This window comes from Bradyrhizobium sp. AUGA SZCCT0158 (genome assembly GCF_018130065.1).
Classification (GTDB): Bacteria; Pseudomonadota; Alphaproteobacteria; order Rhizobiales; family Xanthobacteraceae; genus Bradyrhizobium.
Genome location: NZ_JAFCME010000001.1, coordinates 188,501 through 202,757 on the forward strand (window position 1 = coordinate 188,501; position 14,257 = coordinate 202,757).

The following is a 14,257-nucleotide window of genomic DNA, read 5'->3' on the forward strand; positions in this document are numbered from 1 at the left end:
AGGACAATACGATGTTCGACCCCAGCAAATTCACCGACGTAATCTATGAAGTCCGCGATCGTGCCGCCTGGATCATCATCAACCGGCCCAAGGTCTACAACGCCTTTCGCGGCCAGACGCTCGAAGAACTGATTCAGGCGTTCCAGATCGCCGCCAACGACCGCAATGTCTCCAGCATCGTGCTGACCGGCGCCGGCGACAAGGCGTTCTGCACCGGCGGCGACCAGTCCGCCCATGAGGGCCAATATGACGGCCGCGGCGTCGTTGGCCTGCCGATCGACGAGCTGCAGGGCCTGATCCGCGACGTGCCCAAGCCCGTCATCGCGCGCGTCAATGGCTTTGCGATCGGCGGCGGCAACGTGCTGGCGACGCTGTGCGACCTGACGATTGCCGCCGACACCGCGCAATTCGGTCAGGTCGGACCGAAGGTCGGCTCCGTCGATGCCGGCTGGGGCACCGCCCTGCTGGCCCGCCACGTCGGCGACAAGAAGGCCCGCGAAATCTGGTTCATCAACGACCGCTACACCGCCGAACAGGCGCGTGAAATGGGCCTCGTCAACAAGGTGGTTCCGGCCGCCGAACTCGATGCCGCGGTCAAGGACTGGACCGACAAGCTCGCGCAGCGGTCACCGACCGCGATCGCGCTCGCCAAGCGTTCCTTCAATGCCGACAGCGACAACATTCGCGGTATCAGCAACCTCGCCCTTCACGCCGTGAAGCTGTTCTACGATACGGCGGAATCGAAGGAAGGCGTCGCTGCCTTCAACGAGAAGCGGACGCCGGACTTCCACAAGTTCACTTAGCCATTTTGGCAATGAACACGTCGCTTCCCCCGCGTTCGCCGATGCCCTCGCCCCGCATCGGCTGAACGCGCATCGCAAGAGGAAAACACCGTGCCGGCACGTAAGGTCATCATTTCCTGCGCAATCACGGGATCGATCCATACGCCCTCGATGTCGCCTCACCTCCCGGTGACGTCGGCGGAGATCGCGGAATCCGCTCTGGGGGCGGCCGAGGCAGGCGCCGCGATCGTGCACCTTCACGCCCGCAATCCGATAGATGGCCGGCCGGACCAGTCGCCGGAAGCGTTCGAGCCGTTTCTTCGCGTGATCAAGCAGCGATCCGACGTCGTCGTGAATCTGACGACCGGCGGCTCGCCCTATATGACCGTCGAAGAGCGGATCAAGCCCGCGGCGGTCTGGAAGCCGGAGGTCGCCAGCCTCAACATGGGCTCGATGAACTTCGGCCTGTTCCCGATGCTCAAGCGGTACAAGCAGTTCAAGCACGACTGGGAGCCCGCGATGCTGGAAGGCTCCCACGACCTCGTCTTCCGCAATTCCTTCAAGGATATCCGTTACGCGCTCGAAACGCTCAACTCGACCGGTGCGCGCTATGAGTTCGAGTGCTACGACACCAGTCACCTCTACAATCTGCATTACTTCTGGACCGAGGGCCTGGTGAAAGCGCCGCTGTTCATCCAGACCGTGTTCGGCCTGCTCGGCGGCATCGGCGCGCATCAGGAAGACGTCATGCATATGAAACGCACCGCCGATCGCCTGTTCGGCGACAATTATCGCTGGTCGGTGCTGGGCGCCGGGCGCGCGCAAATGCCGGTCGCGGCGATTGCAGCGGCCATCGGCGGCAATGTGCGGGTCGGCCTGGAAGACAGCCTCTGGATCGGCGCCGGCCAACTCGCAGCGTCAAACGCTGATCAGGTGACGCAGGTTCGAAAGATCATCGAAGGGCTGGGACTGGACGTCGCGACGGCCGACGAGGCGCGCGAGATCCTTGAGCTCAAGGGCGGCGACAAGGTCGCGTTCTGACCGCTGCGGCGGCCGGATCGCCAAACGCAATCATCGGGAGGCCTCAATGCTGCCCCATCGCAGGGTTTACGACGAAGAACATCAACAGTTCAGGGAAACGGTACGGCGCTTCGCAGCATCAAAGATCGCGCCGGATTTCGCACGATGGGAAGAAGCCGGCATCATCGACAGGTCGCTCTGGGGCGCCGGCGGCGCGGCCGGCCTGCTCTGCCCGCAGGTCCCCGAAGAGTTCGGCGGCGCCGGCGGCGACTTCCGGCACAATGCGGTCGTGATCGAGGAATTGAGCTATTCCGGCTTCGCTGGTCCCGCCACCGACTTCTCCGTGCACAACGATGTCTGCTGCGGCTATTTGCTCAGCTACGGCACCCCTGAACAGAAGAAGAAATGGCTGCCCCGCATGGTCTCAGGGGAGACTGTCTGCGCCATCGCGATGACCGAGCCCGGTACCGGCAGCGACCTGCAGGGCATCCGCACCCGCGCGGTACGCGATGGCGACGAGTTTGTGATCTCGGGCCAGAAGACCTTCATCTCGAACGGGCAGATGTGCGATCTCGTCATCGTCGTTGTCAGGACCAACCCGGAAGGTGGTTCACGGGGAATGAGTCTGGTTCTGGTCGAGACCGACCGGCCCGGATTCCGCCACGGCCGCAACCTCGAAAAGCTCGGGCACCTCTCCTCCGATACGTCAGAACTGTTCTTCGACAGCGTGCGCGTCCCGGTGACCAATTTGCTGGGAGCGGAAGGCGGCGCGATGGGCGCGCTGATGAGCGAGCTGCCGCAGGAGCGTTTGACCATCGCGCTGCATTCGATCGCCGCCGCCCAGAAGGCTTTTGATCTTGCCAAGGACTACGTGCAGCAGCGCAATGCCTTTGGATCGCCGATCGGCAGCTTCCAGAACACGAGGTTCAAGCTGGCCGATTTGAAGTCCGATCTTGCGGTGGGCTGGGCCTATGCCGACCAGTGCCTCCATGACCACATCAATCACGAACTGACGACCTACGCGGCATCGACGGCAAAACTCTGGATCACTGAAATGCATGGCCGGCTCGTCGACCAATGCCTCCAATTCTTTGGTGGTTACGGCTTTATGCGCGAGTATGAGATTTGCCGCCTCTATGCGGATGCACGGGTGCTGCGGATTTACGGTGGCACGTCGGAAATCATGCGCGAGCTGATTTCGCGTAATCTCTGATCCTCCTAATAACTCTTCGGCAGCTCCAGCACTTTTTCGGCAATAAAGCTGAGGATCAACTGCTCGGTGATCGGCGCCAGCCGCGTGATCGAGACTTCGCGGAACAGCCGCTCGACGTGATACTCCTTGGCGTATCCAAAGCCGCCATGGGTCATGATCGCCTGCCACGCCGCGTCGTGGCCGGCGCGGGCGCCGAGGAACTTGGCGGCGTTGGCTTCGGCGCCACAGGGTTTGTCGTGATCGTAGAGCCAGGCGGCGCGCATCGCCATCTGCCAGGCTGACTCCAGATACATCCAGTTCTCCGCGAGCGGATGCTGGATGCCCTGATTCTGGCCGATCGGCCGGTCGAACACCACACGCTCGCGCGCGTATTTTGCTGCCCGGCGCAGCGCGTCCTGGCCGATCCCGATCGCTTCGACCGCAATCAGGATGCGCTCGGGGTTGAGGCTGTGCAGGATGTATGAAAAGCCCTTGCCCTCCTCACCGATCCGGTCGGCCTCCGGAATAAACAGGCCGTCGATGAAGATGGCGTTGGAATCGACCGACTTGCGGCCCATCTTGGGAATGCGATGAACGTCGATCTTGGACCGGTCGAGATCGGTGTAGAAGATCGTGATGCCGTCGGTCGGCCGCTTGCAATCCTCGTACTTGGTGGTCCGGGTCAGCAGCATGATCTTGTTGGCGACCTGCGCGGTCGAGGTCCAGACCTTCTGGCCATGCACGAGATAGCCGCCGGGGACCTTCTGCGCGAAAGTCTTGATCCGGGTCGTGTTCAGCCCGGCATCCGGCTCGGTAAAGCCGAAGCAGCATTGATCCTCACCGGCGACCAGCCGCGGAACCCAGCGCGCCTTCTGCTCCGGCGTACCCTTCACGACGATCGGATGCGGTCCGAACAGATTGATATGCACCGCCGAGGTCGCGGACATGCCGCCGCCATGGCTGGCGACTTCATGCATCATGATCGCGGCCTCGGTCACCCCGAGGCCGGAACCGCCATATTCCTCCGGCATGGTGATGCCGAGCCAGCCGGCGTCGGCCATCGCGCGATGAAATTCGAACGGGAACTTGCCGTCGTCATCGCGCGCCAGCCAGTAGTCGTCGCCGAAGCGGGTGACGACTGAGCGCACGCCTTCGCGAATGGCCGCCTGATCGTCTCCCGGCTCGAACTCGTTGGCCAATGCACTCATGTGACGTCCTCCCCGGCCGAGGCGAGCGCGCGCTTGGCCGCGATCAGATGCGGCATGTCGTACATCTTGCCGTCGATGCCGAGCGTTCCCGCATCGGGCTGCGCCGCGAACGCCGCCACCACGCGGCGCGCATGCGCCAGGTCGGCCTCCGACGGCGTGAAGCATTCGTTGATCGTCGCGACCTGAGCGGGGTGAATGGCGATCTTGCCGACAAAGCCGTCGCGGCGCGCGATCCGGCAGCTTTCCGCCAGTCCCTTCTCATCCCTAAAATCCCCATACAGCGTGTCCAGTGCCATGGCACCCGCAGCCCCCGCGGCGAACAGACACTGCGCCCGCGCGACCTGATACGGGAACGTCCAGCTTCCGTCGGCTTCCTTGTTCGAGAGTGCGCCGAGCGCCGCGCCCAGATCCTCGGCGCCCCACGTCATGGCGACCAGGCGCCGGTTTGGCGTTGCATAACCCGCAAAGCCGATCATGGCGGCCGGCGTCTCGGTTGCGACCACCAGCAGCTTCACGTGATCCGGCGTGACGCCGGTGGCGACCTCCAGCACGTCGATGTAATTCGAAATCAGTTCGATGTCCTGCATGCCGTTGACCTTGGGGATCAGGATGCCGTCGAGGCCGGGTCGGACAATCGCCGCGAGGTCGTCAAGCGTCAGGCCGCTGCCGAGCGGGTTGATGCGCACCAGGAACACCCAGTCGCGCGCCGGACCGCCCAGCAGATTTTTCACCATCTCACGCGCCAACGCCTTGCGCGGCGGCGCCACGGCATCTTCAAGATCAAGGATCAGCGCGTCGGCGCCGATGCCGGATGCCTTGGCGAATTTGTGTTCGCTGTCGCCAGGCACAAACAGAAGGGAGCGCAATCTCATGCGGGGCGCCTCATCATCAGACCTATGCGGCGGCAATAGGCGACTTCCTCATTGTGCTGATTGAAGCCGCGATGCTCGAACGTCACGATACCCTGGGTCGGGCGGGACTTGCTCTCGCGCACCGCCAGGATCTTCGTTTCCGCCCTGATCGTATCACCGGCAAAGACCGGGCGCGGAAATTTCGTGTCTTCCATCCCGAGATTTCCGACCGTCGTGCCCAGCGTGGTGTCCTGCACCGACAGACCGATGACCAGGCCGAGGGTGAAGATCGAATTCATCAGCGGTTTGCCGAATTCGGTCGATTTGGCGTATTCGTGATCGATGTGCACCGCTGCCGGATTATAGGTCAGCGACGAGAACAGGATGTTGTCCATGTCGGTGACCGTCCGCCGGATTTCATGAATGAAAGTTTGTCCGACCGAAAACTGCTCGAAATAGAGTCCCGCCATCTGGTTTCCTCGCCTTTCTTGTATTCGTACATACGCGTACGAAATCTTCGCTGCCCGACGGGAGTCAGGGCGCTTTCTTCAACGCCTCCGGAAGCCTGGAGCGATGAAAGCCTTCAAAGGGCGCGCTACGACTATGCGGCTCGAGCCTCCACGTCGTTCGCGCATTCGGCGTCCCCCCGTCCACCCGGATGCAGGAACCGGTGACGTAGGCTGCAGCCGGCGACAACAGATACACGATCGCCGCCGAGATTTCGGCCTCGGTGCCGAACCGCTGCAGCGGCACACCGGCGGTGAAGTCATGCAGCTTCTTCTGCATTTCGGGCGTGTAGGTATCGAACCCGCTTGACACGATACCACCGGGGGCGACCGCGTTGACGCGCACGCCCGAGGAAGACCATTCGCACGCCGCGGTTTCGGTCAGCGTCAGCATGCCGCCGCGCGCAGCTCCCGAGTGCGCGAATTCGGGCCAGCCATGCCAGATGTCGGCGATGATGTTGACGATGGCCCCGCCATTGGCCTCCATCCAGCGATTGTAGACCTCGCGCATGAAAATGAACCCGCCGGTCAAATTGCTGCGCACCACCGCCTCAAAACCCTTGGTCGAGATGGTTTTCATTGGCGCGCGGTATTGACCGCCGGCGTTGTTGACGAGCCCGTCGATGCGGCCGTAAGTGCCGAGCACGGCGTCGATCGCCGCGATTACCATCGTCTCGTCGCGGATATCGCAAACCTGGGTGAGAACCCGTCCGCCGTCGTCCTCGATCTCCGACCTCACCTCCGCCAGCTTTTCGGCGGTGCGACCGAGGATCGCGACATTGGCGCCGAGGGCCACCAGTTCGTGCGCGGTGCAACGACCGATCCCGCTGCCACCGCCGGTGACGATGATCGTCTTGCCCTTGAACAGATCCGGCCTGAAAACCGATTGATACGGCATCGTGCTCTCCGAAGGGATGGGCGCGATCGGCAGTTGACCGCCCCGCGCAACAAAAATTAGTACACTATATTATGATATGGTGTATTCTGTTTCGCAAGCGCTTTGCTGAGCGCCTCGACAGGCCGAAGACGACTTGGAACAATCGGCCGCTTATGGCCATCCACACCGCACCGTGACATCCTGCTGTCCTGGCGCGAATGGGAAACGCACGACATGGACAAATTCACCACCATCACCGTCGAGCAACGTGACACCATTGAGATTCTTTCCCTCAATCGGCCGGATGCCCTCAATGCGGTGACACCCGCGATGGCCGACGAGTTGATCGCCTATTTTTCGGGGCTCCACGATCGCCTGAGCACGCGCATCGTCATCTTCCGGGGCAATGGGCGGGCGTTTTGCGCCGGGGCCGAGCTCGGGTCCGATGCGTTCGCAGCGCCCGGCGCGGGACGTCCGCAGCGGCAGCTCGACACGCAGCAGCGTTACTCGCGGATCATCCGCCTGATGCGGAGCTGCCCGCAGCCGATCGTGGCACTTGTTCAGGGCGCGGCATGCGGCGCCGGGTTTTCTTTGCTGCTGGCCTCCGATGTCAGATTTGCGACGCCGGCGGCGCGGATGAACGCCGCCTACATACGCGTCGGCGTCGGCGGCTGCGACATGGGGTCCGGCTATCTGTTGCCGCGGCTGGTCGGTCTTTCGGTGGCGTCGGAACTATTGCTGACCGGACGGTTTCTGGGTGCGGACCGGGCCAAGGCCGTGGGCCTCGTCAGCGACGTTGTTGACGACGACAAATTGCTCAAGACCGGCCTTGCCTTCGCCGCCGAAATGGCCCGCGCCTCGCCGATGGGTTTGCGTCTGACCAAGCAAACGCTGAACGCGCTGATTGACGCGCCCGGCATCGATGCCGCATTGATGATCGAAGACCGTCAGCAGGTGATGCTGCTCGAAACCAGCGATCACCAGGAGGCTGTCGCGGCATTTCGCGAGAAGCGCGACCCGACCTACCGGGATCAATAGAACTACCGTCCCGCAAATGTCGGTTTGCGCTTCTCCCTGAAGGCTTTTACGCCCTCCTGGGCGTCCGCCGTTCGCGAGATCGCGGCCAGCGTTTGCGCCTCGTCTTCCAACTGGCTTTCAATGGAACGGTTGAGCGTCTGCAGGAACAGGCGCTTGATCCCGCCATAGGCTTCGGTGGGGCCGGAAGCCAGTTCGCGCGCGATCTTCTCGGCCTCGGCAACGACCGCATCGTCATTCACGACATAGTCGACCAGTCCAGCCGAAAGCGCGGCGTCGGCGTCCATCGTTTCCGCCAGCAGGAAGAACCGCCGGGCACGGGCGACCCCGATGCGCCGCGTCACGGTTGTCGTCGAGCCGCTGTCCGGCGTGAAGCCGATCTTGGCGAATGCGGATGAAATACGCGCCGATTTGCCGATCACCACCAGATCGCCTGCGGCCATCAGCGAAACACTGCCGCCCGCGACATTGCCTTGCACCGCTACCACCACCGGTGCACGCATGCGGACCATCCGCACGATGGCCGCATGCAAATCCGCCGTCCACGACTTGATGGTCACGGGCAGCGCGGCGCCACGGGAGGCGAGCGCTGCGAGATCGCCGCCGACACTGAACAGCCTTCCGCGCGCGGAAATCAGCACCGATCGTACATCGTCACGCTCGCTCAATTCTGCCATGCAAAGGCCGAACTGGCGGCAGAAGTCGCCGTCGATCGGGTTGCCGCGTTCGGGCTGATTGAGAACGATATGCGCGAGGCCACCGTCGATCGTGCATTCGAAGCTGGTGGTAGCGTTTGCCAGACCCATTGCGTCTCTCCCGGTCGTTCGGACTTGTTGGAAATGCGTTCGAGGCCGGCTCTTCGCCACCGGCCTGGTGTCAGGCTGACCGGCCTTCCTTTTCCTTGCGCGTCGAAGCCTGAATGGCCTCGCGCGCCCGCTGCCAATCGTCAGGCGAAAGTTTTGAAAGCCCGGCAAACGTGCTTGGCGCCGCCAGATGATGCCCGCCGTCAATGCTGATGGTGTCGCCGGTGATGTAGCTGCAGCCATCCGACATCAGGAAGATCATGAGATTGCGCAGCTCATCCATCTTGCCGAACCGCCGCAGCGGAACTTCATCCGCCTGGGTCGCCCCCACGCCGGTCTCCGCCAGCGGATTGAGCTTGTCCCAGGCATTTTCGGTCGGAAACGGCCCGGGCGCCACCGCGTTGACGCGGATGCCCTTCGGTCCCCATTCGACCGCAAGCGACATCGTCATCGCATGGACGGCGGCCTTGGCCATCGCGGCCGGCACCACATAGGCCGATCCGGTCCAGACCCAGGTGACGAGATTGCTGATGATCACGCCGGGAAGCCCCGCGGCGATCCAGCGCCTTCCGCAGCCCTGCGCCGCGTAGAACGAACCGTCCATGATGGTCGACCTGATCGCCTCGTAGCCGCGAGGCGACAACGTCTCGGTCGGCGCCAGGAAATTGGCGCCGGCGTTGTTCACGAGGCCCGTGAGAGGTCCGGTGGCCCAGATTTCCGCCATCATCTTTTCAATGCTGTCGGGATCGCGAACGTTGGCGACCAGCGCCTCGGCCTGCCCGCCCGATCGCGCGCGGATTTCGCGAGCCGCCTGCTCGAGAATTTCCGGCCGGCGGCCGCAGATGAAGACATGCGCGCCGTGCGCGGCGAAGCCTAAGGAAATCTCCTTGCCGAGTCCCGTGCCGCCGCCGGTCACGAGGATGCGCTTGCCCTTGAGGACGTCACGGCTGAACATGAACGGCAAATCCCGCTATTCGAAGCTTACATGACAGCCGAGCCAGGCCGCCAAGCCAAATTAATACACTAATGTACTTCATCTGTAAATCGCGATCGTCCCGGCTCAAAGATGTCCCCGGGAGCTCGATCCGGCTCAACTCCCAGCAAATAGAGCCGATTCCTGGGGATACGCCCCGCCGGGAATCGCCACGGCCGGGTTCGCCGCGGTGCGTTCCTTTTAAAATACGCTTGTGTATGATATCAGTTGAATCGCCAGGATCGACACGCATCGGTATCAGGCTTCTGACGAGGAAAAACGACATGGTCGACCGGCCCGACTGGGATCTCCGACTAGGCTACCTCATCCACGACGTTTCCCGGCTGCGCCGGATGATGTTCGATCGCGCCCTTGCGCCGCTCGGCATCACGCGGTCGCAATGGTGGGTGCTCGCCTTCATCTCGCGCAAAGACGGGCTGCCGCAGACGCAGCTCGCCAATGAGCTCGACGTCGGCAAGGTCGGCGTGGGGGCGCTGATCGACCGTCTGGAGTCTTCCGGCTTCGTGCTTCGGCAGGCGGACCCGGTCGACCGCCGCGTCAAGCGCGTCTTTGTCACCAAGCAGGCGCGCGGCTTCCTGGAAAAACTTCGCAAGGAGACCGACAAGTTCAATGCCCAGCTGACCCAGGGGATTGACCGCAAGGCACTGGAAGCGGCGTCGGACGCGTTGCTGGCGATGAAGCACAATCTGCTGGCGATGTCCGATGGAAACGCCCTGCCGAGCGAAAGCGAAGAGGACGTCGGCAAGAAGAGTAAACCGCGAAAGAGCAGGAAAGCGGCGTAGCCGCTCATCTTCCCTGCTTGCCGGGCGGACCGCGTCGATCGTTGGCGATGCGGTGGCGCTCTATGACACGATGTCTCGCCCCCAAATATCGGCATTGGGGCGAGCCTGCTTGATCAACTCGGCAATTTTTGCGCCCAGCTCGTTGGGATCCTCGACCGGCTCTATCCCCGGCCCCGCGTGCCAGCCTTCCGCAATTTTGAGAATGCCATCGCCCGCTTCGAACACGCGGCCTGTCACATCGCCGGATTCCTCGCTGGCCAGCCAGACGACGATCGGCGCGACCCAGCGCGGATTGCGCCGCTTGATCTCTTCCTCGGTGCGCTCCCTCAATCCCTCCGTCATCCGGGTCTGCGCGCGCGGCGCAATGGCGTTGACGGTTATTCCGTATTGCCGGAGTTCGGTCGCGCTGATGATGGTGAAGGCGGCGATGCCCGCCTTTGCCGCGCCGTAATTGCTCTGACCGACATTGCCGAACAGGCCCGACGCAGAAGACGTATTGATCAACCGAGCGCTCACCCGGGAACCGCGCCGCTTGGCCTCCTGCCGCCAATATTGCGCCGCATGGTGCGAGGGCGCGAATGTCCCCTTCAAATGCACCTTGATCACGCTGTCCCATTCATGCTCCGTCATGTTGACCATCATGCGGTCCCGCAGAATACCGGCATTGTTGATCAGGACGTCGAGGCGCCCAAAAGTCCCGACCGCCTCGTCGATCAGCGCCTTGGCGCCGGCCCAATCACTCACATCATTGCCGTTCACGATCGCCTCGCCGCCGGCCAGCCTGATCGCTTCGACAACCGACTGCGCCGGCGTCAGATCGGCGCCCTCGCCGGCCGCGGTGGCGCCGAGATCGTTGACGACGACCTTCGCCCCCTGCTCGGCCAGCATCAGCGCGTATTCACGCCCGAGGCCGCGGCCCGCACCCGTCACGATCGCAACACGTCCCGCACACAGATTTCCCATTTTCAACATTCCTGGATCGTTTCGTTTCACTGACACATACACAGGAGAACTCGCCATCGCCGCAGCGCCATTTGCGCATTTCGACGAACAGCCGAGCGCCGTTCACTTCTTCTCGATCTTCGCGGTCGCGACGATCTCGGCCCAGCGCCTTGTATCGGCTTCCTGAAAGGCTCCGAGCTCCTGCGGCGTCGAGGGAAATGGCGCAGCACCAATCGTGGTCAGGTACTTTCTCGCCTCAGCGCTGTTGACGAAGCCGGTGACCAGAGCGTTGAGCCTTGCGATGATTTCGGTTGACGTCTTTGCCCGGACGAAGACGCCGACCCAGGCCGTTAATTCGTAACCCGGCAATCCGCTTTCCGCGATGGTGGGTAGCTCCGGCATCGTCTCCAGACGCTTCGCGCTGGTCACGGCCAGCGCCCGCAGCTTGCCGTCCTGTACCAGCCCTTGCGCGCTCGCGGGATCAGCGAAGACACAATCGATCTGCCCGCCCATCACGTCGGTCAAAGCCTGCGGCATGCCGCGATACGGCACGTGCTGCATTTCGATGGCCTGACGATATCTGAATAGTTCGGCCGCGCCCCTGCTCGATGTATTGCCGCTGCCAAAGGACAAGGGCTTCTCGCGTTGCTTCGCCAGAGCGACGAATTCGGCAACGGTCCTGGCCGGAAAATCAGCCTTTACCGTCAGCATCATCGGTATCGTCATGATACCGGCGACCGGCGCGAAGTCCGTTTTGGGATCGTAAGGCAATGAATGGAACAGGCTGATGTTCGCCGCCTGCGTCGAATTCGTCGTGACGAATGCCGTATAGCCGTCGGGCTCCGCTTTCAGGACCGCGAGCGCGGCAAGATTGCCGTCGGCGCCCGGCTTGTTCTCGACCACAACGGTGGCGTTGGTCGTTGCACGAATGCTTTCCGCCAAATGGCGCGTTACGCTGTCGGTCGCGCTGCCGGGCGGGAACGGAACGATCAGGGTGATACGCTGCGAGGGATAGGGTTCCGCAGCAGCCGCCGGGAAGCAAGCGGCCAGGAGAAGTACGACGGCAGCGACAGCCCGCGTTAAATTGGCCCTCAAGCTGATCTCTCCCCTGTTGGCGTACGGGCGGCATCGCCTTCCGGATCGACCTCGACATAAAGGCCTTGTCCGATATAGTACACATACGTACTATCTTTGCGGACTAATGCAAGAGGATCGGTGGGACGCTCGTCGCGTTCGCGCACCGCATACCCTCCAACAGGAACCGTTGGCCATGAAGAACAATCGCAATCGTCAGGTCATCCTGAAATCCCGGCCGACCGATATTCCTCAGGCCGATAATTTCGAAATCATCGAGTCCGATGTTCCCGATCTGCGGGACGGTCAAATCCTGGTGCAGAACCTTTATCTTTCGGTCGAACCTGCCATGCGCGGCTGGGTCAGCAATGTCGCCAATTATTCGGAGCCGGTGCGCATCGGCGAAGTGATGCGCTCATTCGCCGCCGGCGAGGTGCTGCAATCGACACATCCCGACTTAAAGCCGGGCGACAGGGTGATAGGCATGTTCGGATGGCAAGAGTTCGCCGTCGTCGGACCTGCCGCGATCACGCGAAAGATCGGGGAAGACGGACTGCCGCTTTCGCTCTCGCTCGGCGTCACCGGTCTCAATGGCATCACTGCCTATTTCGGGCTGCTGGACGTTGGCCAGCCGCGCCCCGGCGACACCGTCGTAGTGTCGACCGCGGCCGGCGCGGTGGGATCGGCGGTCGGGCAGATCGCGAAACTCTCTGGCTGCCGGACGGTCGGGATTGCCGGCGGGCCGGCGAAGGTCGCCCAATGCCGCGAGCTGTTCGGCTACGACGCGGCGATCGATTACAAGAGCGACAATCTGGAGACCGCGCTTGCCGCGGCCTGCCCAGGGGGTGTCGACCTCTATTTCGACAACACCGGCGGCGCTATCAGCGACGTTGTGCTTCGCCATCTCGCCGTCGGCGCGCGCGTCGTGATTTGCGGAACCGCGTCGGTCTCAAGCTGGAATCCCTGGCCCAACGGGCCACGCGCCGAGCGTCATTTGCTGGTCAAGCGCGCACGCATGCAGGGATTCGTCATCTTCGACTACGCGTCCCGGTTCGAAGAGGCCGTCACCCGTCTGGCCCAGTGGATCCGCGATGGACGATTGCGCTATTCCGAAGACATCCTGAACGGCATCGAACACGCGCCGGGAGCGATCGCCGGTCTTTATCGCGGCGAGAATACCGGCAAGCGGCTGATCAGGATTTGCTGACGGCGGGTAACAGGCTTCATAGGCGTAACTCCGAAGAAGGCATTTCGCGAGCTGCGTCGCCCTACGCGCAAGCGCAACCTTGCGCGCCGCCTGCGACAAATCAACCCGACGGGCAAATCACTTCTGATATACGGAAATCGTGTCAAGCCCTGAAATCAAAAATATTTCTGTTTACCAGTAACTAAAATCAGGAGCATACATCTGCCCATCCCGTCCCACTCAGAGGGCGTCGGCCGTCGTCACGGACGTTGGACGGGTTGCGGTGGACGCCGATGTTGCGGAGACGTAACGCGACAGAGGCGTACGGCGAAGACGCGTGGTCCTGGCGCCCGTTGCCGGCGTCAAGTTCCTGAGAGGCCAAAAGCTGATCAGGGGCGACGGAGTCAATCGAGAACTCGTCTCCGGGGAGAGCGCGTTATAAGCCGTAAAGCCATTGCGCAGGGAATGTCGGATGTTCTCCGCTGCCCTGTATGCTCGTGTGCAGCCTACTTAGCACAATCCGCACACGAGACCGCGGGTGCAGCGCGCATCCGGCATTCCCTGCGCCCTCTATTTGCAGAGGGCGGGAAGGTTCTGGCAAAGCTCGGGCACAATGCGTCGCGAGAATGCGAAGTTACGTTCTGAATGATTGCGCATCTACAATCACCGCCGTCGTCCCGGGCTTGAGCTCAGATGCGCAATTGCGCATCTGAGCTCAAGGCCGGGACGACGTTAGGGATAGTCACGCCATCACCCCCTCACCGCTCCCTGCCCGCCTCATCCAAGGCCTGCATGATCGGCGAGAGCAGATATTGGATGACCCGCCGTTGGCCGGTCTTGATCTCGGCCTGCACCGAGAGCCCGGGGCCGAGCGCCTGCTTGCGGTCGCGGACGCGGTTGAGGACATGGGCCTCGACCTCGATCTCGGCGCCGTCGGGGACGATGATCATCAGGGCCTGCGCCGGCTGCATGACACCGCCGATGGTGGTGACGGCGAGCTGCTGT

At 62.6% G+C, this 14,257-nt stretch carries 14 protein-coding genes and 1 pseudogene; 6 read left to right on the forward strand and 9 right to left on the reverse strand.

Annotated elements, in window-relative coordinates:
- Nucleotides 1–11 precede the first annotated feature (11 nt).
- The 3 genes from JQ574_RS00915 to JQ574_RS00925 all read left to right on the forward strand — a co-directional run bounded on the left by JQ574_RS00915 (nucleotide 12) and on the right by JQ574_RS00925 (nucleotide 3,015).
- Nucleotides 12–803 carry an enoyl-CoA hydratase-related protein gene (locus JQ574_RS00915; protein WP_211996486.1) on the forward strand — a complete coding sequence of 264 codons (792 nt, stop codon included), beginning with the start codon at nucleotides 12–14 and terminating at the stop codon, nucleotides 801–803.
- A gap of 90 nt (nucleotides 804–893) precedes the next feature.
- Entirely contained in the window at nucleotides 894–1,823 is a 930-nt protein-coding gene (locus JQ574_RS00920; protein WP_212208296.1) for a 3-keto-5-aminohexanoate cleavage protein, read from the forward strand.
- 46 nt (nucleotides 1,824–1,869) lie between these two features.
- Nucleotides 1,870–3,015: an acyl-CoA dehydrogenase family protein gene (locus JQ574_RS00925; RefSeq protein WP_212208295.1), complete on the forward strand. Its 1,146-nt coding sequence runs from the start codon at nucleotides 1,870–1,872 to the stop codon at nucleotides 3,013–3,015.
- Between the two features lie 5 nt (nucleotides 3,016–3,020).
- Here the strand turns inward: JQ574_RS00925 and JQ574_RS00930 are convergent, their stop codons facing one another.
- The 4 genes from JQ574_RS00930 to JQ574_RS00945 are packed head-to-tail and all read right to left on the reverse strand — an operon-like array spanning nucleotide 3,021 to nucleotide 6,457.
- Complete coding sequence (locus JQ574_RS00930; protein ID WP_212208294.1) at nucleotides 3,021–4,202, reverse strand: acyl-CoA dehydrogenase family protein; 1,182 nt, start codon at nucleotides 4,200–4,202, stop codon at nucleotides 3,021–3,023.
- Entirely contained in the window at nucleotides 4,199–5,074 is an 876-nt protein-coding gene (locus JQ574_RS00935; protein ID WP_212208293.1) for a CoA ester lyase, read from the reverse strand. The genes JQ574_RS00930 and JQ574_RS00935 overlap by 4 nt, the downstream gene beginning before the upstream one ends.
- Nucleotides 5,071–5,547, reverse strand: coding sequence for a MaoC family dehydratase (locus JQ574_RS00940; RefSeq protein WP_409363556.1), 477 nt, complete (start codon nucleotides 5,545–5,547; stop codon nucleotides 5,071–5,073). Before JQ574_RS00940 ends, JQ574_RS00935 begins: the two co-directional genes overlap by 4 nt.
- A 40-nt stretch (nucleotides 5,548–5,587) precedes the next feature.
- Nucleotides 5,588–6,457, reverse strand: a complete 870-nt coding sequence (locus tag JQ574_RS00945) for an SDR family oxidoreductase (protein WP_212208291.1) — start codon at nucleotides 6,455–6,457, stop codon at nucleotides 5,588–5,590.
- A gap of 213 nt (nucleotides 6,458–6,670) precedes the next feature.
- Between JQ574_RS00945 and JQ574_RS00950 the strand changes: the two genes are divergently transcribed.
- Entirely contained in the window at nucleotides 6,671–7,474 is an 804-nt protein-coding gene (locus JQ574_RS00950) for an enoyl-CoA hydratase/isomerase family protein (RefSeq protein ID WP_212208290.1), read from the forward strand.
- Between the two features lie 2 nt (nucleotides 7,475–7,476).
- On the opposite strand, the gene JQ574_RS00955 is transcribed toward JQ574_RS00950, so the two are convergent.
- Entirely contained in the window at nucleotides 7,477–8,277 is an 801-nt protein-coding gene (locus JQ574_RS00955; protein ID WP_212208289.1) for an enoyl-CoA hydratase/isomerase family protein, read from the reverse strand.
- Between the two features lie 70 nt (nucleotides 8,278–8,347).
- The gene (locus JQ574_RS00960) at nucleotides 8,348–9,229 is read right to left on the reverse strand and encodes an SDR family oxidoreductase (protein WP_212208288.1); all 882 of its coding nucleotides are present in this window, start codon (nucleotides 9,227–9,229) and stop codon (nucleotides 8,348–8,350) included.
- A gap of 302 nt (nucleotides 9,230–9,531) precedes the next feature.
- Here JQ574_RS00960 and JQ574_RS00965 point away from each other — a divergent pair, with 302 nt between their 5' ends.
- Entirely contained in the window at nucleotides 9,532–10,050 is a 519-nt protein-coding gene (locus JQ574_RS00965) for a MarR family winged helix-turn-helix transcriptional regulator (protein WP_212208287.1), read from the forward strand.
- A gap of 60 nt (nucleotides 10,051–10,110) precedes the next feature.
- Here the strand turns inward: JQ574_RS00965 and JQ574_RS00970 are convergent, their stop codons facing one another.
- Both JQ574_RS00970 and JQ574_RS00975 read right to left on the reverse strand, forming a co-directional pair.
- Entirely contained in the window at nucleotides 10,111–11,013 is a 903-nt protein-coding gene (locus JQ574_RS00970) for an SDR family oxidoreductase (protein WP_212208286.1), read from the reverse strand.
- A 102-nt stretch (nucleotides 11,014–11,115) separates the two neighbouring features.
- On the reverse strand, nucleotides 11,116–12,087 hold the full coding sequence (locus JQ574_RS00975) for a tripartite tricarboxylate transporter substrate binding protein (RefSeq protein ID WP_212208285.1): 972 nt from the start codon (nucleotides 12,085–12,087) through the stop codon (nucleotides 11,116–11,118).
- A gap of 175 nt (nucleotides 12,088–12,262) precedes the next feature.
- Here JQ574_RS00975 and JQ574_RS00980 point away from each other — a divergent pair, with 175 nt between their 5' ends.
- Nucleotides 12,263–13,273, forward strand: coding sequence for an NADP-dependent oxidoreductase (locus tag JQ574_RS00980; protein WP_212208284.1), 1,011 nt, complete (start codon nucleotides 12,263–12,265; stop codon nucleotides 13,271–13,273).
- A 737-nt stretch (nucleotides 13,274–14,010) separates the two neighbouring features.
- Here the strand turns inward: JQ574_RS00980 and JQ574_RS00985 are convergent.
- Nucleotides 14,011–14,247: pseudogene (locus JQ574_RS00985) on the reverse strand (hypothetical protein); the annotation flags it as partial.
- Between the last annotated feature and the right edge of the window lie 10 nt (nucleotides 14,248–14,257).